Here is a 22,887-nt window from a genome sequence, read left to right as displayed (position 1 = left end):
TCCATGAGCGAAAATCAGCCTGACAGTCCCGGTACCCCGGGTCAAGGTTCCGGCGACGACGAGGCCGAACACGAAGTTGTCCGTCTTTCATCGCATACCGATGAAGGGGGCGACTCGTATGCCCATGCCACCCTAACGCCGGCCGACGATACGCGCGCCAAGGAGACGTTGCACGATCTGCGCCCCATCATCCCGGTGATCTTCATCCCCGGCGTCATGGGCTCGCCCATCGTCACCAAGGACACCGGCGACGAGGCCTTCTTTGCGCCGAACATGGACACGGTCGGTGCGATGCTCGGCGGATTCTTGTCGGTTCTCTTCGGGTGGTTTCAAAGCGCATCATCGCGCGAGATCCGTTTCGATCCTCTCAAGGTGTCGGTGACGCCGCTCGGACCGATCAACGTGGGCGATGGCAAGACGATCACCGAAAAGGAGGCGCAGCGGCGCGGCTGGGGTTCGGTCTACCGAACCAGTTACCAGCCCGTGCTGCTGTGGCTTGAGCAACAATTGAACAACCCCATGCTGTGCGGCGAGTTGAAAGGTGCCTGGTGCGAGCCCGATCCAAAGGGCAAGACGTGGACGCTGCATCCGGTGCTGGACACTGCGCCGACGCAATACGGGGCGTACGGAAAAGGCGAGGCGATCACCGCGGAGTCCCCGGAGTTCAGGCGGTTCGTCAAGTTCCGCTACCGTGTCTACGCAATCGGCTACAACTGGCTGCAGTCGAACGACGATTCGGGGCGCGATGTGGTCAATGGTATCGATTGTCCCGATCCGCAGACCAAGGGGAAGACACGGCTCATGGGCATTACCGAGATCTGCAAGGAGAACGACACGGGCAAGGCCATCATCGTGACGCATTCGATGGGTGGTCTGGTGGCTCGCTTTGCCGTGTTGAACCACGGCGCGGAAGACTCGATCCACGGGGTATTTCACGGCGCACAGCCTGCCACCGGGGCGCCGCTGGCAGCCAAGCGTTACAAGACAGGTGGCGGCCCCGAAGGCGGCATGAACGGATTTATCAACGGCAGCCTGCTCGGACGCGATGCGGACGAATTCATCGCAGTGATGGCAAACGCACCGGGGCCGATGGAGCTGACACCGATGCCGGACTATAACAACGGCACGGCATGGTGGATTTTCGCTCGACCTGACGGAACGGTGCTCATGCAGTTTCCGAAGAACGGCGACGCGCTCCGCGAACTGTATCTCAATGGCGATTGGTACGGATTGCTGCCGAAGGCAGCTCAGCTCGATCCGGGCAAAGTGGTGAGGAAGCGACTCGGCAGAGACGCGACCGGCGACAGCGCGCTGGTCGACAATTACATCGCCGCGATAACGCTAGTGGTCACACGGCAAAGCCAGTTGAAGAATAAGTACCATGGCAACACGTATGTAGCGTATGGCAACGGAGGATTGGATACGCGATCTCCCGCGTCCGGCACGACGACCGAGGCCACCGATAAGGACAAGCCCACCGTCGAGCAAGGAGAGCTGACGAAGAACTTGCTGGCGTGGGGCAACGCCATCTGGACCGGCGACGTACCGGCCGATGTGCAGGAATCCGAGCTCCGCGCCGCCGAGCTGCTGGACGATTCGGGCAAGGGCCAACTCCGCGTGCGGCTGAAAGAGCGAAACCTGAGCGTCACGTTCACGATGCAGAAGACCAACAAGATCCCCGACGTGAGCGCTACGACCGACTGGGATCGCGTGGCGAGCAAGACCGGCATCATTCGTGGTGACGGTACCGTGCCGGCATGGTCGGCGGACGCGCAGGCGCGTGGCCTGAAGCCGGATGTGCCGGGTGATCCGGCCAACGGCGTGCAGATGGCGTTCGTGCAGGCCGGGTATGAGCACATGAAGAGTTACGCGCATCCCTGGACACGCTGGGCGCTTCTCTACAGTGTGGTGCAGATCGTGAAGGACATCGATGTGCCGGGAGATGCGTGATGGTGCGCTTCGTTCGCATATTCTTTTTCCTGGCGGGTCTGTGTGCCTGCTCTCTTGCGTTTTCCGTGGAACAAACGATGAACAATCCTCTGCTGTCCAAAGTACGTCCGTGGTGCATCGGTCGCCTCGTGTTCGATCGACCCGTTTCGAGCGAGATCTCGAACGAAAGCTACTTGTACCGCGGACAAAAACTCGTCACGACGCACGACGTGTCGGTAGAAACCTACGATGCCAAAGTCGCGGTGCGCGAGAAGGAACTGCGCACCAAACAGCGGGTGAATCCCGTCAACCTGGATGAGAAAACGGGACGCGCATGGCTGGAAATGGCGTTTTCTCCAGTGCAGCACTCGCGTGTTTTCCTCTTCAACGGTGCAGTGGTGAAAGGAGTAGCCTTACCGTTCGATACGGAAGGTTATCTGTTTGCAAACCGTACGCTCGTCCAAACGACCGGCAGGATCGGGGCGGATGCGATGAGCCGGGCCGAAAGCATCTATAACGACACCTACCGCCGCATCAAGGTACGCGATAACTGGACCGTGCCGACGGAATCGGGTTTCTGCTTCGACGGCGGGATTGTCACCGGTCCGTCGACCTACACTGAAGAAGTGAGCCAGTCGCTCGCGCTCATGCCCGGCCGGCCGGCGCTGCTGGTGATCAAGTTGCGCGACGCCGTGGAAGAAGATCAAGCTCAGCCGCTCACCAGCAGTCTACCCGAGTTGCGTGCGAAACTCGATCGCATGCCCGGCAGCTATCGTATCCTGCGGCAAGGCAAGCGAACGGTGGCCGGCATGGACGCCGAGGAAGTGCTATTTGCGCTGAAGGACGGCGACGTCACGGTGTATCGCTTCTACCTGCTCGCGCCGGGGAATCCCGCGACGGTGGCGCAGCCGCATACCTCAGTCGAACTGCTGCTGGGCGCACCCGCGCGTAGCGATCTGCCGCCGGACCGATCCACCTCGCCGGTCGACGAGGCGGGGGCGCTGCAGACGTGGGACACGCTGGTGAACAGCCTGCGCGCGCGACCGGGCGCGGTCTGACCGGAGCCGAACGATGCGCCGTTACGATATTGTGAAAGGTGACCTGACGACGGTCGGCGGGATCGTGCAGGGCGGCGACGCGCACGATCTGCTCGGTGGCCGCGAGCAGGCGTACGAGACCGATCCGGTCTGGTGTCCCGTCTGCAAGACCATGGGACATATCCAGTGCGAAGGTCCGCGCGTCTCCACCACCGGCCCAGATGGCCGGCAGGCGGCGCTGAGCGATGATCTTTGTGTCTGCCTGTGTACGCCTCCGCCACACCTAGTGCCGTCGCAGCAGACGTCGTATGTGGATGTGTAGCGTCGTCGGCGGCGAGTTGCCGATGTCGACAGCACATGTCGATCTTTTCAGCTAGGGAGTCGTGTGATGGTCAGAAAATGGATGGGAATGGCGCTGCTGCTAGTGTGGACGTTGGCTCTCTCGGGTTGCCAGTCGTTCCGGGACTGCGTGCAGGCGCTGGGCGGCGGTTGTCACTGATGCAAGGTCTCGGCTCCGGCGGATAGGAGCCGCGCCTGCCCTCTCGAGGCACTTCTGATGCTTCCGGCGGCGATGTCCATGGCCAGCCCGCGCAAGACTGCGGCCGGCACTGTCGATCTGCGCCAGTTCGAAATCCAGCCTGTATCCGCATGATGCCATGCCTTGCTCAGGCAAGCAGGGATGCATGGCCGAGGGTCGTTGACTTCGACCAACGGCGTCGATCACACCACCTATTAGTAACAGACATAGGTGCGAAAGGGACTTCGATCGATCGCGCAATTTCGACGACACATTCGCCTAAGCTCGACTCGTGCGCGGGCACGGCCAAGCTACGGATTGTCGTTCCCAAACAACAAAGCCGGCGCAAGGCCGGCTTTGTTGTTGAAACATAAGATCGCACTTTGTCAGAGAAGCATATCTTTGCGCTCGAGGCAAAATCAACTTTCCTGTCTCAGCGATCAGCCCTTCGAATTTCGTTGGTGGAGCGGAGGAGGATCGAACTCCCGACCTTCGCATTGCGAACGCGACGCTCTCCCAGCTGAGCTACCGCCCCAACAGTCAACCATCATACACACGCGTTTCCGCGCTTGGCAATAGGGGTTGAGTCACCCCGAAACGTTACTTTGACGGCGCGCCAGCCAGCACCCATTCGACCACCGAACGCGCGTCGGCGTCGCTCATGCGCGGGTGCGCGGGCATCGGAATCGCGCCCCAGACACCCGAGCCGCCCTCCTTCACCTTCTTCGACAGCTTTGCCACGGCCTGCGGATCGGTCTTGTAACGGGCGGCGATATCCTTGAACGACGGGCCGACGAGCTTGCGGTCGACCGCGTGGCAGCCCATGCACGCGTTGCCGCGCGCGACCTTCAGGCCGTCGCCGACATCCGCGTGTGCAGCGCCCAGCGTGCCAATCACGAGCGCCGCGGCCGCAGCACTCTGCACCATCCACTGTTTCATCTGCTTCATCTGCATGCTCTTCATTGCGACGGGGCCTTCGCGTTGCCCGGGTGCACGCTCGACGAATTCGAGATCGGTGCGGGCGGCTGCAGCGGCGTGGACTGCACCGACGCGTCGGGCACGGCGCCCACCGTCGCGGTATCCGCCGGCGCGGCGGCAGCCTGCGTGCCGGATGCGCCGCTCGCGGACGATGCATTCTGCAGCGCCTGCGCGTCCTGCGGCTTCACGTACTGGAACACCTTCACGACCTTCTCGACGCCCGGCACCTGGCTGGCGGCTTCCGCGCCGCGATTGCCCTCGTCGACGGTCACGAGCCCCATCAGGTAAAGGTTGCCGCGCTCGCTGACGACCTTGTAGTAGTTCGACGAGATGCCCTTCGTCGCGATCAGCTCGGACTTCACGCGCCCTTCGAGGTACGAGTCGTTCGCGCGCGACGACAGCGACGACGCCGGCTCGACCGACAGCTCGTTGACGATGCCGTTCACGTTGTTGATGGCGCGCACGATTTCTTCGGCGCGCTGCTTCGATGCGTCGTTCGGCACTTCGCCCGTCAACAGCACGCGGCGGTTGAACACCGTCACGTTCACGTGCGACTGGTCGGGCAGCCCGCTGTTGATCTGCGAGAGCGATTTGACCTGGATCTCGCGATCCTCCGTCTGCGCGCCGAGCGTACGGCGATCGGTCGCGATCAGCGCGCCGCCGCCGGCCGCTGCGCCCACGACCCCGAGCACACAACCTTGCAGCGACACGGCAAGGCCCGCCATCAGCGCGGCGAGCAGCGTGGTTCTGACGAGCGTCTGTTTGACGCGGCTTTGATTCATCGACGGCTCTCCTTCGTTCAATCCTCACCCAGCAGCATCGCGTCGATGCCGTCGCACAGGCAGTGGATGGTCAGCAGATGGACTTCGTGGATGCGCGCCGCACGAACGGCGGGCACGCTGATCGGAATATCGGTATCGGACAGCGCGGCGGCGACCGCATGGCCGTCGCCCCCCGTCAGCGCAACGACGGTCATCTCGCGCTCGTGCGCTTCGTCGATTGCCGCCAGCACGCGCGGCGACGCGCCGGCCGGATCGAGCACCAGCAGGATGTCGCCGGTCTGGCCGAGCACGCGCACCTGCTGAGCGAACAGTTGATCGGCGGACACCGCGCCCGCGAGGCCGCCCTGCGACGCGTCGGTGGCCAGCGCAATCGCGGGCAGGCCCGGACGCTCGCGCTCGAAGCCGCCGACGAGCGACACGGCGAGGTAGTGCGCGGCGGCGGCCGACGGGCCGTCACCGCAGGCGACGATCTTGTTGCCGTTCGCCAGCGCGGCGAACATCGCGTCGACCGCGGCTGCGATCGGCAGCGACAGCGCGTCGGCCGCTTCGGCGTGAAGCGCGGCGCTATCGCGGAAATGTTGCTGAATACGTTCGACTGACATCGATTCCTGGTGAACTGGGCGCGTGGCACGCATCGCGCGACATCGTGGGTGCGGCGAGTTTACCGTACTCCGGCACCCTCTCCGGGGGTCCGGCAAGAACTCTTTACATCTCGTCACAGCTCGCGGTTACGCATCATCGGCACGAAATGCGTCGCGCAGCCACACGAGCCGCCCGGCCTCGAACGCGACGACGTCGAAGCGGCACGCGGCACCGGCGCCGTACCGCGCCCAGAACTGGAGCGCGGCTGCCACCAGGCGCCGCCGCTTGCGCCATCCGACGCTCGCGGCCGCGCCGCCGTGCCTGACGCTGCGCCGCGCGCGCACCTCGACGAACACGAGCATGCCGTCGGGCTCGCGCATCACGAGATCGAGCTCGCCGCCGCGCATCGTCACGTTCGCCGCAATGAACGCGAGGCCGCGGCGCTCGAGAAACTGCCGCGCACGCTGCTCGAACGCCGCGCCGACCGGTTTGGATCGCGCCGCGCCCGAAAAGTTGTCGCCCGCGCGCGCCAAACCGCGCCCGTCGCCCGGCAGGGCCGGCGCCGCGTGGCACAATGCCGTCCTTGTTCCGCTTGCGCCGCGATTGCGTGCATTGCCTGCCATGACTGCCCTCCTCGAACTCGCGCACACGCAGCACTACCCGGACGCCGCGCTCTACGTGGTCGCCACGCCGATCGGCAACACCGCCGACATCACGCTGCGCGCGCTGCACGTGCTCGGCCTCGCCGACCGCATCGCGGCCGAAGACACCCGCAACACGGGCCAGCTGCTCGCCCGCTACGGGATCTCGAAGCCGCTCGTCGCCGTGCACGAGCACAACGAACGCGAAGCCGCACAGCGTGTGATCGAACTGCTGCGCGGCGGCGAACGCGTGGCCTACGTGTCGGACGCCGGCACGCCCGGCATCTCGGACCCCGGCGCGCGGCTCGTCGACGCGGTGCGCGCCGCCGGCTTCTCGGTGATCCCGCTGCCGGGCGCGAGCGCGGCGGTGACCGCGCTGAGCGTGGCCGGCGACTGGGCCGGCGCGTTCACGTTCGCGGGCTTCCTGCCGCCGAAGACCAAGCAGCGCGCGACCGCGCTGCAGGCGCTGGTATCGCACCCGTATGCGCTGGTGTTCTACGAGGCACCGCACCGGATCGCCGAAACCGTCGCCGCACTCGCCGATGCGTTCGGCCCCGCGCGCCGGCTGCTGATTGCGCGCGAGCTCACCAAGCTACACGAGCAGTTGTTCCAGGGCACCCTGGCCGAAGGACAGACCTGGCTCGCCGGCGATGCGAACCGGCAGCGCGGCGAGTTCGTGCTGGTCGTCGAAGGCGCGCCGGCGACGAGCGGCGAAGCCGACGACACCGCGCACGACGCGCTGCTCAAGCTGCTGCTGGAAGAGGTGCCGGTGAAGAGCGCAGCGAAGCTCGCCGCCGCGCTGACGGGCGCGTCGCGCAACACGCTGTATGCGCGCGCGCTTGCGCTGAAGGATGAAGGCTGACGCGCGAGCCGGCCGGCACCGGGAAACCGGCGCCGGCGTCGCGCAGTGCAGGAAAGACAAAGGGCTGCCCTCGGGCAGCCCTTTTGCATGAGCGGTCGATCCGCTGCGTTACTTCGCCGAGATCGACGCGAACATTTCGTCGCGCGCCTCACGCGCTTCCTGCGGCGACAGCCCTTCGATCTTCACGCGGCCGGTGCCGGCGTGCACGAGGCCGATCAGCTTCGCGGCCGCATACGACAGGTCGAGCACGCGGCCGCGCTTGTACGGCCCGCGATCGTTGACCTTCACGACGACCCACTTGCCGGTCGACGAATTCGTCACCTTGATGTACGACGACAGCGGCAGCGTGCGGTGCGCGGCGGTGAGCGCGTTCATGTTGAAGCGCTCGCCGTTCGCTGTGCGGCGGCCGTGGAAATCCCGCCCGTACCACGATGCGCGGCCCGTCTGGCGGAAATCGGACACATCCTTGCCGTCGATCGGCTCGGCGTCCGCCAGCGACGACTTCTTCGCGTCCTTGCTGTCGGCAGCCGGCATCGATGCCAGCGCGGAATCAAAATTCAGCTGCTTGTCGCTATCCGCCTTCGCGGCGGCGGCCGTCTTGTCGACGGCGTTCTTCTGGTTCGCGCTACCGGTGGTCTGGCTGGGTGGTACCGCACAGCCCGTCAGCGCAAAAAACAATGCAATGGTCCCGAATCGACTCGGAAAACGTAAATTCATCGACGTGTCGCCTTCTGGTTCGGGCCGCTCCCTTACAACGCTGCTTCACAACGCAGACACGCGGCCCGGACGGCAAATGCGTGCACGCCCCGCTCGGATGCGAGCAGGCGGCTTGCATGGGCGCGGCTTTCGTCTATGCCGCAACCGTCCTGATTAGTTTTCACGTCTGGCGCAACCTGTCCCCAACAGCCTGACCAGACCCCACATGCCGCCATCGAACATGGCTTCACGTTCGCGCGCGTCGAAACGACCGACTCACAGGAACGGCGGCACAGGCCTCATCCGGCGGCGCGGCAGCAGGGCCGCAGGCGGGCGCGCAGCACCCGGCCGGACAAGACGTGAGCACCGAATACTCGGTGCTGGATACACCGCCGGACTCCCCGGCGGCTGATGCTTGACGGTGCCTCCGACGCCCCTTTTTAACGGGGCCGAAACACCAGCGAATGGCGCGAAATTCACGCTCAATGGGGCGCATTATACATAAACCAAAACGTCGACCCGAAAAGCACCCCCTTCGGACCATTGATTCTCACTATGGCTGTAACAATCGGCATGCTCCGGGAATGCCCGGAGGCGCGCATCGCGACGCGCGTCGTGCGACCGGCAAGCGGCCCGCGCGACCGGTACAATCGCTCCTTTTAGCCGCCGGTGCCTCCATGAAAGTCACGCTCATTCCGGTCACGCCGTTCCAGCAGAACTGCTCGCTGCTCGTCTGCGAGAAGACGGGCCGCGCCGCCGTCGTCGATCCGGGCGGCGATCTCGACCGGATCGAACAGGAAGTCGCGCGACAGAACGTGCAGGTCGAGAAGGTGCTGCTCACGCACGGGCACATCGATCACTGCGCGGGCGCGAAGACGCTCGCGACGCACTACGGCGTGCCGATCGAGGGGCCGCAGGAAGAGGAGCGCTTCTGGATCGAGAAGCTGCCGATGCAAAGCGAACGCTTCGGCTTTCCGGCCGCCGACACCTTCGAGCCGGACCACTGGCTGAACGACGGCGACACCGTACAGTTCGGCGACGAGACGCTCGAGGTCTATCACTGCCCGGGCCACACGCCCGGCCACGTCGTGTTCTTCAGCCGCACGCATCGCGTCGCGATCGTCGGCGACGTGCTGTTCGCCGGTTCGATCGGCCGTACCGATTTTCCGCGCGGCAATCACGAGGATCTCGTCCGGTCGATCAAGGAGAAGCTGTGGCCGCTCGGCGACGACGTGACGTTCGTGCCGGGCCACGGCCCGGTGTCGACGTTCGGCGACGAGCGCCGCACGAACCCGTTCGTGTCCGACAAGGTATTCGGATGAACCAGACCGCCATCCCGGAAATCTACGTCAGCACCGATGTCGAGGCCGACGGCCCGATTCCCGGCCCGCACTCGATGCTGAGCTTCGCGTCGGCCGCCTACACCGAGGACAAGCAGCTGATCGCGACGTTCTCCGCCAACCTCGAAACGCTGCCGGGCGCGCAGGCGCACCCGGTGCAGGAAGCGTGGTGGAAGACCGAGCCCGAAGCATGGGCCGCGTGCCGGAAGGATCTGCAGGCGCCCGAGGCGGCGCTCGTCGCGTACGTCGACTGGGTCGAGGCGCTGCCCGGCAAGCCGGTGTTCGTCGCGATGCCGGCCGGCTTCGACTTCACGTTCATGTTCTGGTACATGATGCGCTTCGCCGGACGCTGCCCGTTCTCATGGTCGGCGCTCGACATCAAGACGCTCGCGTTCGCGATGACGGGCCTGCCGTACCGCAAGGCGATCAAGCCGCGTTTCCCGAAGCACTGGTTCGACGACCATCCGCACACGCACGTCGCACTCGACGACGCGATCGAGCAAGGTGCGCTGTTCTGCAACATGCTCGCCGACCTGCGCCGCCAGCAGGCCGCGCTCGCGGGGCTCGCCGTGTCGGACACCGATCGGTCGGAAGGCGCGGAGGCGGGACAAATCCCCACGGATCCGCGAGCAAATTAGCGAATCTCGCTCAGCAACGCGACGCCAGATTGCCTTTCTTTTCCCGGCCCTCTAACATTCAGCGTGTTGTAGCTGCCGCATGGAGGCGCAGGTGACGCTCGATTCCTTTTCGCAAAAAATCCTTCGCCTGTTGCAGCTCGACGCGCGCCGTTCGGTCCAGGAAATCTCGGACCAGGTCGGCCTGTCGAGCACGCCGTGCTGGCGCCGCATCAAGGACATGGAACAGTCGGGCGTGATCCAGCGCTACACGGCGCTGCTCGATCGCGAGAAGCTCGGCCTGCACGTCTGCGCGCTCGCGCACGTGCACCTGACCCGCCACAACGAAGGCGGCGTCGAGCAGTTCGAGCGCGAGATCTCGACCTGCCCGGAAGTCACCGAGTGCTACAGCACGACCGGCGAAGCCGATTACATCCTCAAGATCGTCGCGCCGGACATCAAGGCCTACGACGTGTTCCTGCACGAACGCATCTTCAAGATCCCTGCCGTGTCGCAGGTGCGCACGAGCGTCGTGCTGCGCGAGATCAAGTTCGACACGCAACTGCCGCTGTAACGGAGAGGCGCGCGCCGGCCGTCTGCCGTCGCGCGTGCCCGCGCGGATCACCCCTGCCCGGGCATCGTGCGCGTGAAGCCGATCCGGCGCGCGCCGAACTCGCGCTTCAGTGAGTCGGCGTCGAGACGGCCGGCCAGCGCCGCATCGGTGTCGTGCGGATCGCAGGCAAGCGTCACGTCGATCTCGAGCCCCGTACTCAGGTAATGCAGGTTGATGGCCGCCGCACGCAGCCCGCGCTGCGCGAGCGCGGCCTCGAGCCGTGCCGCGATCTCGCCGCGCGGCGGCAGCGCGAGCGCCGGACGGCGCGCCGCGTCGTTCTCGGGGTCGACGTGGATCAGCGCGTCGAGTACGCGCGGGTCGGTCAGCACGCGCGCACGCGCGGTCTCGGCGATGTAGTGCCCTTCGGAGACGGAGATTTTCGGGTCGACGAGGATGTGCGCGTCGACGAGCGCGGCATCGCCCATCTTGCGCGTGCGCAGGTCGTGCACGTCGCGCACGCCGGGCGTCGCCGCGAGCAGCGCGCGGATCTCGGCCGTATCGGTCGTATCGAGCGCGCGATCGGAAAGGTCCTGCAACGCGTCATAGCCGAACGTCCAGCCCATGCGCGCGACCATGAAGCCGACGATCGCCGCCGCGATCGGGTCGAGCAGCTTCACGCCGGCCAGGCTGCCGACGATGCCGATCGCGACGACGAGCGACGAGGCGGCATCCGAACGCGCATGCCAGGCGTTCGCGACGAGCATCGCCGAGCGGACGCGCCGCGCTTCGCGCAGCATGTAGCGAAATAGCGCCTCTTTCGACACGAGCACCGTCAGCGCGACGATCAGTGCGGAAAAATGTACCGCCGGAATGTTTTCGAGATTAACGAGACGGTCGCCGGCCCGCCAGAGCATGCCGACGCCGACCGCAATCAGGATAGCGCCGAGAAACAGCGATGCGACGGTCTCGTAGCGGCTGTGCCCGTAATTGTGGTCGGCATCCGGCGATGCGCCGCTATGCCGATTCGCAACCAGCACGACAAAATCCGAGATCAAATCGGAAATCGAATGCACACCGTCAGCAATCAATGCCTGCGAATGCGCAATCGTGCCGACGACGATCTGAAATGTCGCAAGCACGACATTCAGCACAATACTGACGAACGTGCTCTTGCGTGCAACCGCGTGCTTATCTGCGCTCTGCGCGTCGCCGGAAAACGTGGACATGAAATATTGGATATCGGTGTGCGATACCCAATTCTATCAAGGGCGCCCCGCGAACCCCGCCAATACCCACAAATTTCTTATTTAAATCAATCGCTTATGCGAACGGGTCGCATTTCCATTCACACCGGATTATTACATTTTCATGACAGCGCGATGTGCATGGCGACCGCTGAAAACAAAAAAGCCGCGCTCCTTAACGGACACGCGGCTCTTTTGAAGCGCAGGCAACTTAAACAAACACTTAAATTGCAAACTGTTCGCGGTTCTTGCCGGCGATCCAGCGCGGCGGCTTGCCGCGGCCCGACCACGTCGCGCCCGTTTCCGGATCGCGGTATTTCGCGGCAACGCCTGCACGCGGACGGCCAACCTTACCTGCCTTCGCGCGGCTGAGACCGAGTTCGGCGAGCGAAAAGCCGTAGTCGGCAATTTTCTGCTTCACGTCATTCAGCACTTCAGCGTATTCACGCGACTTCGCTTCTTCGATTTGCTTCTCCAGCTTCTCCCGCTGGGCCAGCAGGTCCTTGTAAGAAGACATAGTTTCCCTTTCTATCTGACCAATGGCGCCGGTCTGCAGCCAGCTCACCATTCTTGAAATATATGTGCCTCGGATTTTCGAAGGCAGAGATTAGCACAAAAAAGATTTGATAGAAGCGAGATTCATGAAAATCCCGAGATGAATTGAAATTCACTCGTGTCATTTTGACCGGTCGCGGCCTTTTCTCAAATTTTTACGTTCCTACACAGAGATTAGGACATTAGCCATTGGCTATTAGGTCTATCAACATACGCAATTACCCTGCATTCAGAAAAATCAAAGCTTTCATAGGACGACAGCTTTACGAAAATCGGATGGCGCGGCTCGCTAAACGGGCAAAGCGCGGACAAGACGGTATCCGCGACGTCACGTCACATCCCGTGCGCACGCAATCAGCCGCTCGCGCAATGCGCCCGCATCGGCCAATGGCGTATCAAACGGCGTGCGCACGCGGCGGCCGTCATGTCGCCAGTCGGCGCCGTGGCGATCGACGCCGAGCAATTCGAGCCCGTCGCGGCGCGCAGCGCCGGCATCGTACGCGTCCCACAACGCCTGTTCCTCGTCGAACACGAGCGGCGGCAGCGCATCGAGATGCGTGCCGTCGACCCAGCCCATGCGCCCGAAGCCGCCGATATAGCGCAGCCGCTCGACGTCGAGCGCCCAGAACGTGAAATCGCCGAGCGCGAGATAGCGCGCGGCGTCCGGCTCATACCGACAGTAGCGCGCGGTGACGTGCGGATCGCTGCCGAGCGACACGAACCGGCCGAGCAGCGTCGCGCGCTCGGCGTTCAGCACGTCGCCGCCGGGCGCGTCGACGACGAGGAAGCCCGCGCGCGGATCGGCGGCCAGATTGCGCGTGTGCTCCGCGAGGCCGCTGACGAGGATCACGGGACGATGGCTTGCATCGGGTGCAAACGGGACGACCGTCGGATACGGGAAACCCTGCGGATCGCGCGCATGGGTGGCGAGCGTGCCGAGCGCGCAGCGGTGCAGCAGATGCAGGGCGAGAGCGGGATCGATGTTCAAGAGGACTCCTGCGGTCGAAGGGCGGCGTGCCGGGCACGCCATGCGCTTCGATGTTACCCGCGGGCGCGGTGCGCCGCGTATCGGTCGAACGGCCTATGCAGTCGATGCGGCCGAACGCGGGTCGCCGGGTAATCGCCGGATCATCGGCCGAACGGCCATCGCCCGGCAGGATCGTAAGCGGTTCGATAGAATCGGACGGATCCGACGGGCGCCGCGTGCGTCCGTGCATTTCTTTTGATGAGCGTTATCGTGTCCGAATCCTCCTCCCCCGAATCGTCGTCCCCGTTCGCCGCGCCACCCGACGCGCATCGCGTGCTGTCGCTACCGGCCCGCCAGCGCGCGCGCGTGGCGTCGATGGCGCTGTTCTTCGTCGCCGGCATGATGTTCGCGTCGTGGGGCGTCCACGTGCCGACCGTGCGCGACAAGTTCGCGCTGAGCCCCGGGCTGCTGTCGATCGCGCTGTTCGCGGTCGCCGTCGGGTCGATCGCCGCGATGCTGACCATCGCGCGCTGGATTGCGCGCGTCGGCTCGCGCACCGCGTGCCTGGCGGGCGGGCTCGTGATGTCGGCCTGCGCGGCGCTGATCCTCGTCGTGCCCGACTACGCGATGCTGCTCGCCGTGCTCGCGCTGTTCGGCTTCTCGATGGCGACGCTCGACGTCGCGATGAACGCCGAGGCCAGCGCGGTCGAAATCGCGATCGGCAGGCCGATCATGTCGTCGCTGCACGGCATGTTCAGCATCGGCGGGATGGCAGGCGCGGCCGCCGGCGGCGCGCTGCTGTCGGCCGGCATGGCGCCGGCCGTGCATCTCGCGCTCGCGGCAGCGACCAGCGCGACGGTGCTCGTGGTCGCCAGCCCGGCCGTGCTGCCGCATGTGCCGCACCACGAACACGCGCACGGCGGCGGCAACCGCTGGCGCTCGCCGGCCTTGTGGATGCTCGGCGGCATCGCGCTCGTCGCGCTGATCGCCGAAGGCGCAATGTACGACTGGGCGACGGTCTACATGCGCGACGTCGTCGCGGCGAGCCCCGCGCTCGCCAGCGCCGCCTATGCGGCGTTCTCGGGCGGGATGGCCATCGCGCGCTTCGCGGGCGACGCCGTGCGCGCCCGCTTCGGCGCGCCGCAGCTCGTGTTCGCGAGCGCGTCGCTCGCCTGTGCTGGGATGATCGGCGCGCTGCTGCTGCCGTATTCGGCAACGGTGCTGACCGGCTTCACGCTGATGGGCCTCGGCCTCGCGAACATGATGCCGGTACTGTTCGCGGCCGCCGCGCGCGTGAAAGGCATCCATGCGGCCGAAGGGCTCGCGCACGTGGCCGGGCTCGCGTATTTCGGCATGCTGTTCGGTCCGGTCGTGATCGGCGCCGTCGCGCAAGCCTCGAACCTGACGATCGGGCTGTCCGTCGTCGCGCTGTGCGCGGCGCTCGTCGCAGCCGTCGCACCGAAGGTGCTCGCGCGGCTGAAGATCTGACGGGGCGCGGCAGGCGCCGGCCAAAAAAAGAAAGCGCGCATGCGTTGCCGCATGCGCGCTTTCACCCCTTCTGTTGACCGCTTGTCTGGTTACATCTTCACTTCGTCGAGCAGCGACTTCTTGCCGTTCTTGTAGTTGTACAGCGAGATCACGCCGTGCTGCAGGTCGCCCTTCGAGTCGAAGGTCGTCGTGCCGATCACGCCCGAGTAGTTCGTCGCCGGCATCGCGGCGAGGATCTTCGCCGGATCCGTCGAGTTCGAGCGCTTCATCGCATCGACGATGATGTACACGGCGTCATACGTGAACGGTGCGTAGATCTGGATCGGCTGGCCGAAGCGCTTCTCGTACTTCGCCTTGAACGCCGCGCCGCCCGACATCTTCTCGAGCGAAGCACCGGCTTCCGAGCACACCACGTTGTCGGTCGCGTCGCCGGCCAGGTCGGCCAGCTTTTCCGTGCACACGCCGTCGCCCGCGAAGATCTTCGCGCGCAGGCCCAGCTGCTTCGCCTGTTTCGCGAACGGGCCGCCGGTGGCGTCCATGCCGCCGTACATGATCGCGTCCGGATTCTCGCCCTTGATCTTGGTCAGAATCGCGCGGAAGTCGACCGCCTTGTCGTTCGTCGCGTCATGCGACACCACCTTCAGGCCGAGCGCCTTGGCCTTCTTCTCGAACTCGTTCGCGAGACCCTGGCCGTAGGCGGTCGAATCGTCGACCACGGCCACGCTCTTGATGCCCTTCGAGTGCGCGTAGTTCGCGAGTGCCGGGCCCTGCTGCGCATCGGTGGCCACCACGCGGTACGTGGTCTTGAAGCCCTGCTGCGTGTAGGCCGGGTTGGTCGCCGACGGCGAGATCTGCACGATGCCCGCATCGCTGTAGATCTTCGAGGCCGGGATCGACGTGCCCGAGTTCAGGTGGCCGACCACCGCGACGACCTTGTCGTCGACGAGCTTCTGCGCAACCTGCGTGGCCTGCCGCGGGTCGGCCGCGTCATCCTGCGGGTCGAGTTGCAGCGTGATTTTCTGGCCGCCGACCGTGAGACCCTTGGCGTTGATCTCCTCGACTGCGAGACGTGCACCGTTTTCGTTGTCCTTGCCCAGGTGTGCAATGCCGCCCGTCAAGGGCGCGACGTGGCCGATCTTGACGACTTGATCGGCCGCTGCGTTGCCCGCAGCTGCAGCGCACAGCATCGCGGCCGCGGTGATCGGCAACAGCTTTTGCATCTTGATATTCATGTAAGTCTCCAGTTTCGGTCCCAATAAACGCCATCGCCCGGTGCCCCGCTGCCATCCCTGTGTTTGCAATCACTGGACGATTCGCCGGTTGCATCGTTCATGCACTTGGCCTCAAGCACGTGTAAACCGCCGCTTTTAGCAGCCGCCCGTCCGTACTTGCGCGCAAGTGTAGGTGATCAAATTAATTTGTGGGACTTTTTTGGGGTAGTGGTAACACTACTGATATGCGCACTTTGGAATGACTACTCGAATATCGCTGCGAGCCCCGCCGGATAAGGGTTTCCGCTAATTCCGGGCGGCTTGCCGAAAGGTCGTTTTAAAACATTCCGGGGGCATTTCGATTCGGTATTTTGTGCCCGTGATCATTGAATGAAACGCGCGTGACAACGCGCGTTTCGTCGTCCGATATGAACGATTCAGGCAGCTATCGCACGCCATTCGGCATCGAGTGCGGCAACGAGCTGCGACGTCGTCAGTGTATCGCCGCGCCGCCGCGCGAGCGGCGCGCCCTGCCCGGCCCACAGCGACAGGTAGTCGCCGTCGTTCGCGCGCGCGGCGGCCTGGCGCAGCGGCTGCGTGAGCGCGTTCTGCACCGGGTACGGCGCAGTGTCGGCCACGCGTTCGCCGAGCCGGGCCATCAAAGTGTTGCGCAACCCGCGCGCGTGGCGGCCGGTGATTGCGCGCGTGACCTGCGTCGACGTATCGGCGCTCGCGAGCAGGCGCGCCTTCCAGTCCGCCGCGATCGCGCTTTCCGTGCAGGTGAGGAACGCGGTGCCGAGCTGAGCGCCTTGCGCGCCGAGCGCAAGCGCGGCCGCGATCCCGCGGCCGTCCATGATGCCGCCCGCGGCAAGCACCGGCAGGCCGGTCGCGTCGACCAGCTGCGGCACGAGCGCGAGCGTGCCGATCAGCGCATCGTCGGCGGAACCGATGAACGTGCCGCGATGGCCGCCCGCCTCGGCGCCTTGCGCGGACAGCGCGTCGGCGCCGGCCGCCTGCCATGCGAGCCCCTCGGCCACGTGCGTCGCCGTGCCGATCACGTAGGTGCCGGCGGCCTTCAGGCGCGCGACGTCGGCTGCATCGAGCACGCCGAACGTGAAGCTCGCAACGGGCACGCGCAACGCCACCAGCGCATCGAGCTGTGCGCGGAAGTCGGGCGCGTAGCGTGCGGGCGCGGTGCCCGGCGGCAAACCGAGCGCCGCATTCAGCGGGTCGATCGCGGTCAGCGCGCGGGCGACGGTCGCCGCGTCGGGCGCGGCGTCCGGCAGCACGAACAGGTTGATCGCGAACGGGCGATCGGTCGCCGCGCGGATGGCTTCGACTTCGGTCGCGAGGCGCTCGGGCGCGAACGCGGCTGCGCCGAGACTGCCGAGCGCGCCGGCATTCGACGCGGCGGCGACCATCGCGGTCGTGGTCGCGCCGACCATCGGCGCCTGCACGAGCGGCAGGCGCAGGCCGAAGCGTTCGGAAAAGGGCGTGGAAAACAGACGGGCAGACATGGCGAATCCTTCGATGACGATGCGCGAAAGCGCTTTGTAAAGGCGGGCACTTCGACTCTATCGAAGCGCCGCAGCGCCGAAAAATGAATAATCGAGATCGAAACGATCGCTGCGCGAGAAGCAGGCGCGTGCGCTGCACCGTCACACGATCGGTGGCACACTAGGCCGCCCTCTTCCCCCCGGGGCGCGCATCGCGCACCCCGTTCGCCAGGAGTTCAGAACGTGACTGCCCAATGGATCGACATCCCCGCCGGTAACGACAGCTTCGGCGGCTATCTCGCGCTGCCCAAGCGCGGCAAAGGCCCTGCCGTCATCATCATCCAGGAGATCTTCGGCGTGAACTCGCACATCCGCGCAGTCGCCGACCAGTACGCGTCCGACGGCTTCGTCGCGCTCGCGCCGGACGTGTTCTGGCGCACGCAGCCGCGCGTCGAGCTGACCTACGAAGGCGCGGATCGCGACAAAGGCATCGAGTTGATGAAAAAGACCGACGTGGGTCTCGCGGTCGCGGACATCGGCGCGGCAGCCGATGCACTGCGGGCGCGCCCCGAAGTGGCCGGCAAGATCGCCGCGATCGGCTACTGCTTCGGCGGCCAGCTCGCGTACCGCGCAGCCGCGACCGGCAAGATCGACGCGGCAGTGGCCTACTACGGCGGCGGCATCCAGAACGCGCTCGACCTCGCCGGCAAGGTCACGCAGCCGATCCTGTTCCACTACGCGGAAAACGACCACGGGATCCCGCTCACGGCCGTCGACCAGGTGAAGGCCGCGTTCGCCGGCCACGGCCATGCGTCGTTCCACGTGTATCCGGGCGCCGAGCACGGCTTCAACTGCACGGACCGCGCGTCGTACAACCAGCGCGCATCGGCGCTCGCGCACGGCCGCACGCTGACCTTCCTCGCCGAGCACCTCTAAAATCGGCCGGTCGCGGGCCCCGCGCACCGGGCCCGCGTTATGCTGCTGTCATCGCCACGAGTCACAACGGGGGTGACTGCGATGCACTCGGACTATCTCGCGCACGACGCGATCGGCCTCGCCGCACTGGTGCGTGAACGCAAGGCGAGCCCGCGCGAACTGCTCGACGCCGCGATCGGCCAGGCCGAAGCGGTCAACAGCGCGATCAACGCGATCGTGCTGCAGGACTACGAAGCCGCCCGCCAGCGTGCGGCCGCCATGCCCGACAGCGGTGCCGACGCGCCGTTCGCCGGCGTTCCCTATCTCGTGAAGGATCTCGGCGCGGCGGTCGCCGGGCTGCCGCTGTCGATGGGCAGCCGGCACTACCGGTATTTCGTGCCCACCGACGATTCGCCGGTGATCGCGCGAAGCCGCGCAGCCGGTCTCAACGTGTTCGGCAAGACCAACACGTCGGAGATCGGCCAGATGCCGTACACGGAACCCGAACTGTTCGGCGCGTGCCGCAACCCGTGGAATCTCGACCACACGCCTGGCGGTTCGAGCGGCGGTGCAGCGGCGGCCGTCGCGGCCGGCATCGTACCGATCGCGCATGCGTCCGACGGCGGCGGCTCGATCCGCATTCCGGCGTCGTGCTGCGGGCTGTTCGGCCTGAAGCCGAGCCGCAACCCGGTACTCGTCGACCTGCCGTCGAACGGCGAGCTGGTCGTCCAGCATGCGGTCACGCGCAGTGTACGCGACAGCGCGCTGCTGCTCGACGTGACGACCGGCCAGACCTTGCCGGCCGGCGCACCCGGCACATTCCTCGGCGAGCTCGACACACCACCCGGCCCGCTGCGGATCGGCCTCGTGCTCGACCCGATGCTCGCGCCGGCACTCGCCGACGACACGCGCGCGGCGCTCGACGATGCGGCCGCGCTGCTCGAATCGCTCGGCCACCATGTCGAGCCGGCGACGCTGCACGTCAACTACGCGCGCGCGGCCGAAACCTTCCTCACGCTATGGGCGACGATCGCCGAGGAGATGGTGCTCGGTGCGCGCGCGCTGACCGGCCGCACGCCGAAGCGCGGCGAATTCGAAGCCGCGACGTGGGCGATGGCCGTGGTCGGCCGGCGCCTCGCACGCACGCGCCTGCCGGACGTGCTCGAATGGCAGCGCCAGATCACCGTGCAGGTGGCCGGCCTCGTGTCGCGCTACGACGCGATCCTGTGCGCGTCGCTCGCGGGCCCGCCGGTGAAGATCGGCGAATTGCAGCCGACGCCGTTCGAAGCGACGCAGATGAAGGTGCTCGCCGCGCTGCCGGTGAAGCCGCTGCTGAAGGAAATGCTCGCGAGATCGTCGGAAAAGGCGTTCACGTGGGCCGGCTGCACCGAGCTGTTCAACCTGACCGGCCAGCCGGCGATGTCGGTGCCGCTCTACTGGAACGCGCGCGGGCTGCCGATCGGCGTGCAGTTCGTCGCCCGCCACACCGACGACGGGCTGCTGCTCCGGCTCGCGCGGCAGCTCGAGCAGGCGCGGCCGTGGTTCGACCGCCGCCCGCCGCTGATGCACGCGCAGCGCTGACGCTCGCGCCCCGCTCCGCTCCGCAGTCATCGAAAAAAAAGCCCCGCCGGTTTTGCCGACGGGGCTTTGACGCATGCAATCGCGTGAGCGCGCTTACATGACGAGCCGTTCGCAGATCGTCCGCGTCGCGGCCGCCGTGTTCAGCGTATAGAAGTGCAGACCCGGCACGCCCGCGTCGATCAGACGCTGGCACAGGCCCGTGACGACGTCCGCGCCGAACGCGCGGATCGACTCGCGATCGTCGCCGAAGCTCTCGAGCCGGCGCGCGACCCAGCGCGGCACTTCGGCGCCGCACATCTCGGAGAAGCGCATCAGCTGCGAGAAGTTCGTGATCGGCATGATGCCCGGCACGATCGGCACGTCCACGCCGAGCTTGCGCGCATCGTCGACGAAGCGGAAATACGCGTCGGCGTTGAAGAAGTACTGCGTGATCGCGGAATTCGCGCCGGCTTTCACCTTGCGCGCGAAGTTCTCGAGATCGGCCTTCGGCGAGCGCGCTTGCGGGTGGTACTCCGGATAGCCCGCAACCTCGATGTGGAACCAGTCGCCGTGCTCGGCACGGATAAAGCTGACGAGCTCCGACGCATAGCGCAGTTCGCCGACTTCGCCCATCCCCGACGGCAGGTCGCCACGCAGCGCGACGATGTGGCGGATGCCGTACGAGCGGTACTGGTCGAGGATCGCGCGCAGGCTGTCGCGCGACGAACCGATGCACGACAGGTGCGGTGCGGCCTCGAGGCCGTCCTTCTGCATGTCGAGCACCGTATCGAGCGTGCCCTGCTGCGTCGAACCGCCGGCGCCGAACGTGCAGGAAACGAATTTCGGCTTCAGCGGCAGCAGCTGCGCACGCGTGGCGCGCAGCTTCTCGACGCCTTCCGCCGTTTTCGGCGGGAAGAATTCAAACGAGAGTTCGATCGGTTTCATGATTCGAAGAGGTCAGCCGATGTCGCGCTGACCGAAGATCAGTGCGGACAGCAGCCACGACACGATGCTGTACAGGATCGAACCGAAGAACGCGGACCAGAAGCCCGACACCTCGAAGCCCTTCAACAGCGACGACGCGAACCAGAAGCACAACGCGTTCACGACGAGGATGAACACCCCGAGCGTGACGATCGTGACGGGCAGCGTCAGCAGGATCAGCACCGGGCGAATCACCGTGTTGATCAGGCCGAGCACGACCGCGATGATCAGCGCCGTGCCGAAGCTCTTGATGTGGATCGACGGCACGAGGTACGTGATGATCAGCAGCGCGAGCGCGTTGATGACCCAGGTGAGGATGACGCTCATGGAGTGCTCCGGTTCGGTTGTCGATCGGTACGATCAGTGGCCGCCGCCGGCTGCCGCGGGTGCCCGAAGGCGCACCGCGGCAGCCGGCGATCCCGCGCCGTGCCGCCGTCCCGCGGGCGCGTCGGCGACGCGCGCACGGCACCGCGGCGGCGGCGCATCGGATCAGTAGCGGTAGTGGTTCGGCTTGAACGGGCCGTCCTTCTGCACGCCGATGTACGAAGCCTGCTCGTCCGACAGCACGGACAGGTTCGCGCCGATGCGCGCGAGGTGCAGGCGCGCAACCTTTTCATCGAGGTGCTTCGGCAGCACGTACACCTTGTTCTCGTACTCGTTGCCGCGCACGAACAGCTCGATTTGCGCGAGCGTCTGGTTCGCGAACGAGTTCGACATCACGAACGACGGGTGGCCGGTCGCGCAGCCGAGGTTCACGAGGCGGCCTTCCGCCAGCAGGATCACGCGCTTGCCGTCCGGGAAGATGATGTGGTCGACCTGCGGCTTGATGTTTTCCCACTGGTACTGGCGGGTCGACGCGACGTCGATTTCCGAGTCGAAGTGACCGATGTTGCAGACGATCGCGTTGTGGCGCATTGCCTTCATGTGATCGTGCCCGATCACGTGGAAGTTGCCGGTGGCCGTCACGAAGATGTCGGCCTTGTCGGCAGCGTATTCCATCGTCACGACGCGGTAGCCTTCCATCGCCGCCTGCAGCGCGCAGATCGGGTCGATTTCGGTGACCCACACGGTCGCGCCGAGGCCGCGCAGCGATTGCGCGCAGCCCTTGCCCACGTCGCCGTAGCCCGCGACGACCGCGACCTTGCCCGCGATCATCACGTCGGTCGCGCGCTTGATACCGTCGACCAGCGATTCACGGCAGCCGTACAGGTTGTCGAACTTCGACTTCGTGACCGAATCGTTCACGTTGAACGCCGGGAACGGCAGGCGGCCGTCCTTTTCCATCTGGTACAGGCGGTGCACGCCGGTCGTGGTTTCTTCGGTCACGCCCTTGATGTGCGCGAGGCGCGTCGAGTACCAGGTCGGGTCCGCGTCGAGGTGCTGCGCGATCGACTTGTACAGCGCGACTTCTTCCTCGTTGGTCGGCTTCGCGATCACCGAACGGTCCTTCTCGGCCTTCGAGCCGAGGATCAGCAGCAGCGTTGCGTCGCCGCCGTCGTCCAGGATCATGTTCGCGAATTCGCCGTTCGGCCATTCGAAGATGCGGTGCGAGAATTCCCAGTATTCGTCGAGCGATTCGCCCTTGAACGCGAACACCGGCGTGCCGGCTTCGACGATCGCGGCAGCCGCGTGATCCTGCGTCGAGAAGATGTTGCACGACGCCCAGCGGACATCCGCGCCGAGCGCCTTCAGCGTCTCGATCAGCACGCCCGTCTGGATCGTCATGTGCAGCGAACCGGCAATGCGCGCACCCTTCAGCGGCTGCTGCGCCTTGTATTCGTCGCGGATCTGCACGAGGCCCGGCATTTCGGTCTCGGCGATGTTCAGTTCCTTGCGGCCCCAGCCGGCCAGCGCCATGTCGGCGACGACGTAATCGTTGGAAGCTTTGGAATCGATAATGGCGTTCATCACGCCCTCCTTTCTAAAAAGTTTCTAG

At 65.7% G+C, this 22,887-nt stretch carries 23 protein-coding genes and 1 tRNA gene; 10 read left to right on the top strand and 14 right to left on the bottom strand.

Annotated elements, in window-relative coordinates:
- The first annotated feature begins 3 nt into the window (after positions 1-3).
- From BCO18175_RS28320 to BCO18175_RS28310, 3 genes are all read left to right on the top strand, one after another.
- Complete coding sequence (locus BCO18175_RS28320; protein WP_174985943.1) at positions 4-1,950, top strand: esterase/lipase family protein; 1,947 nt, start codon at positions 4-6, stop codon at positions 1,948-1,950.
- Between the two features lie 77 nt (positions 1,951-2,027).
- Positions 2,028-2,987, top strand: a complete 960-nt coding sequence (locus BCO18175_RS28315; protein ID WP_174985941.1) for a T6SS immunity protein Tli4 family protein — start codon at positions 2,028-2,030, stop codon at positions 2,985-2,987.
- A 13-nt stretch (positions 2,988-3,000) separates the two neighbouring features.
- Complete coding sequence (locus tag BCO18175_RS28310; RefSeq protein WP_174985939.1) at positions 3,001-3,288, top strand: PAAR domain-containing protein; 288 nt, start codon at positions 3,001-3,003, stop codon at positions 3,286-3,288.
- A gap of 654 nt (positions 3,289-3,942) precedes the next feature.
- Here BCO18175_RS28310 and BCO18175_RS28305 read toward each other — a convergent pair.
- The 5 genes from BCO18175_RS28305 to BCO18175_RS28285 all read right to left on the bottom strand — a co-directional run bounded on the left by BCO18175_RS28305 (position 3,943) and on the right by BCO18175_RS28285 (position 6,400).
- A tRNA-Ala gene (locus BCO18175_RS28305) sits at positions 3,943-4,018 on the bottom strand.
- 65 nt (positions 4,019-4,083) lie between these two features.
- Complete coding sequence (locus BCO18175_RS28300) at positions 4,084-4,446, bottom strand: c-type cytochrome (RefSeq protein WP_174985937.1); 363 nt, start codon at positions 4,444-4,446, stop codon at positions 4,084-4,086.
- Positions 4,443-5,243, bottom strand: coding sequence for a BON domain-containing protein (locus tag BCO18175_RS28295; RefSeq protein WP_174973744.1), 801 nt, complete (start codon positions 5,241-5,243; stop codon positions 4,443-4,445). Before BCO18175_RS28295 ends, BCO18175_RS28300 begins: the two co-directional genes overlap by 4 nt.
- Before the next feature lie 17 nt (positions 5,244-5,260).
- Complete coding sequence (locus BCO18175_RS28290; protein WP_069246887.1) at positions 5,261-5,845, bottom strand: SIS domain-containing protein; 585 nt, start codon at positions 5,843-5,845, stop codon at positions 5,261-5,263.
- 126 nt (positions 5,846-5,971) lie between these two features.
- Positions 5,972-6,400, bottom strand: a complete 429-nt coding sequence (locus tag BCO18175_RS28285; RefSeq protein WP_174986002.1) for a YraN family protein — start codon at positions 6,398-6,400, stop codon at positions 5,972-5,974.
- 46 nt (positions 6,401-6,446) lie between these two features.
- Here BCO18175_RS28285 and rsmI point away from each other — a divergent pair, with 46 nt between their 5' ends.
- Entirely contained in the window at positions 6,447-7,328 is an 882-nt protein-coding gene (gene rsmI, locus BCO18175_RS28280; protein WP_174985935.1) for a 16S rRNA (cytidine(1402)-2'-O)-methyltransferase, read from the top strand.
- A gap of 108 nt (positions 7,329-7,436) precedes the next feature.
- Here the strand turns inward: rsmI and BCO18175_RS28275 are convergent, their stop codons facing one another.
- Positions 7,437-8,045 carry a septal ring lytic transglycosylase RlpA family protein gene (locus tag BCO18175_RS28275; protein WP_122944150.1) on the bottom strand — a complete coding sequence of 203 codons (609 nt, stop codon included), beginning with the start codon at positions 8,043-8,045 and terminating at the stop codon, positions 7,437-7,439.
- Between the two features lie 656 nt (positions 8,046-8,701).
- On the opposite strand from BCO18175_RS28275, the gene BCO18175_RS28270 reads away from it, so the two are divergent.
- The 3 genes from BCO18175_RS28270 to BCO18175_RS28260 all read left to right on the top strand — a co-directional run bounded on the left by BCO18175_RS28270 (position 8,702) and on the right by BCO18175_RS28260 (position 10,552).
- Positions 8,702-9,346 carry an MBL fold metallo-hydrolase gene (locus BCO18175_RS28270; protein WP_174985933.1) on the top strand — a complete coding sequence of 215 codons (645 nt, stop codon included), beginning with the start codon at positions 8,702-8,704 and terminating at the stop codon, positions 9,344-9,346.
- A complete protein-coding gene (locus tag BCO18175_RS28265) occupies positions 9,343-10,002 on the top strand; it encodes an exonuclease (protein WP_174985931.1) in 660 nt (219 codons plus the stop codon). Before BCO18175_RS28270 ends, BCO18175_RS28265 begins: the two co-directional genes overlap by 4 nt.
- 79 nt (positions 10,003-10,081) lie before the next feature.
- Entirely contained in the window at positions 10,082-10,552 is a 471-nt protein-coding gene (locus BCO18175_RS28260; RefSeq protein ID WP_011882933.1) for an Lrp/AsnC family transcriptional regulator, read from the top strand.
- A 47-nt stretch (positions 10,553-10,599) separates the two neighbouring features.
- Here BCO18175_RS28260 and BCO18175_RS28255 read toward each other — a convergent pair whose 3' ends face one another.
- The 3 genes from BCO18175_RS28255 to BCO18175_RS28245 form a co-directional block, all read right to left on the bottom strand.
- Positions 10,600-11,757: a cation diffusion facilitator family transporter gene (locus tag BCO18175_RS28255; RefSeq protein ID WP_174985930.1), complete on the bottom strand. Its 1,158-nt coding sequence runs from the start codon at positions 11,755-11,757 to the stop codon at positions 10,600-10,602.
- 241 nt (positions 11,758-11,998) lie between these two features.
- Positions 11,999-12,292, bottom strand: a complete 294-nt coding sequence (locus BCO18175_RS28250) for an H-NS histone family protein (protein ID WP_006491875.1) — start codon at positions 12,290-12,292, stop codon at positions 11,999-12,001.
- A gap of 366 nt (positions 12,293-12,658) precedes the next feature.
- Positions 12,659-13,318 (bottom strand): HugZ family protein, encoded by a 660-nt coding sequence (locus BCO18175_RS28245; protein WP_174985928.1) that lies wholly within the window; start codon positions 13,316-13,318, stop codon positions 12,659-12,661.
- Positions 13,319-13,567: 249 nt separating this feature from the next.
- Between BCO18175_RS28245 and BCO18175_RS28240 the strand changes: the two genes are divergently transcribed.
- Complete coding sequence (locus tag BCO18175_RS28240) at positions 13,568-14,785, top strand: MFS transporter (protein WP_174985926.1); 1,218 nt, start codon at positions 13,568-13,570, stop codon at positions 14,783-14,785.
- Between the two features lie 89 nt (positions 14,786-14,874).
- Here BCO18175_RS28240 and BCO18175_RS28235 read toward each other — a convergent pair whose 3' ends face one another.
- The gene (locus BCO18175_RS28235) at positions 14,875-16,017 is read right to left on the bottom strand and encodes a branched-chain amino acid ABC transporter substrate-binding protein (protein ID WP_174918400.1); all 1,143 of its coding nucleotides are present in this window, start codon (positions 16,015-16,017) and stop codon (positions 14,875-14,877) included.
- Between the two features lie 416 nt (positions 16,018-16,433).
- Positions 16,434-17,513, bottom strand: coding sequence for an NAD(P)H-dependent flavin oxidoreductase (locus BCO18175_RS28230; protein WP_174985924.1), 1,080 nt, complete (start codon positions 17,511-17,513; stop codon positions 16,434-16,436).
- A gap of 222 nt (positions 17,514-17,735) precedes the next feature.
- Here BCO18175_RS28230 and BCO18175_RS28225 point away from each other — a divergent pair, with 222 nt between their 5' ends.
- Both BCO18175_RS28225 and BCO18175_RS28220 read left to right on the top strand, forming a co-directional pair.
- Entirely contained in the window at positions 17,736-18,428 is a 693-nt protein-coding gene (locus tag BCO18175_RS28225; RefSeq protein WP_174985922.1) for a dienelactone hydrolase family protein, read from the top strand.
- A gap of 81 nt (positions 18,429-18,509) precedes the next feature.
- Entirely contained in the window at positions 18,510-19,988 is a 1,479-nt protein-coding gene (locus BCO18175_RS28220) for an amidase (RefSeq protein ID WP_174986000.1), read from the top strand.
- Positions 19,989-20,081: 93 nt separating this feature from the next.
- Here the strand turns inward: BCO18175_RS28220 and metF are convergent, their stop codons facing one another.
- From metF to ahcY, 3 genes are all read right to left on the bottom strand, one after another.
- Positions 20,082-20,912, bottom strand: a complete 831-nt coding sequence (metF, locus tag BCO18175_RS28215) for a methylenetetrahydrofolate reductase [NAD(P)H] (RefSeq protein ID WP_174918397.1) — start codon at positions 20,910-20,912, stop codon at positions 20,082-20,084.
- Positions 20,913-20,924: 12 nt separating this feature from the next.
- Positions 20,925-21,278 carry a phage holin family protein gene (locus BCO18175_RS28210; protein ID WP_006477367.1) on the bottom strand — a complete coding sequence of 118 codons (354 nt, stop codon included), beginning with the start codon at positions 21,276-21,278 and terminating at the stop codon, positions 20,925-20,927.
- Positions 21,279-21,440: 162 nt separating this feature from the next.
- On the bottom strand, positions 21,441-22,859 hold the full coding sequence (gene ahcY, locus BCO18175_RS28205) for an adenosylhomocysteinase (protein WP_174918396.1): 1,419 nt from the start codon (positions 22,857-22,859) through the stop codon (positions 21,441-21,443).
- Positions 22,860-22,887 lie beyond the last annotated feature (28 nt).

It is taken from the genome of Burkholderia lata (genome assembly GCF_902499335.1).
GTDB classification, from domain to species: domain Bacteria; phylum Pseudomonadota; class Gammaproteobacteria; order Burkholderiales; family Burkholderiaceae; genus Burkholderia; species Burkholderia lata_B.
Note: the sequence above shows the minus strand (reverse complement) of the source record. Positions and strands in the feature narration are given on the sequence as shown.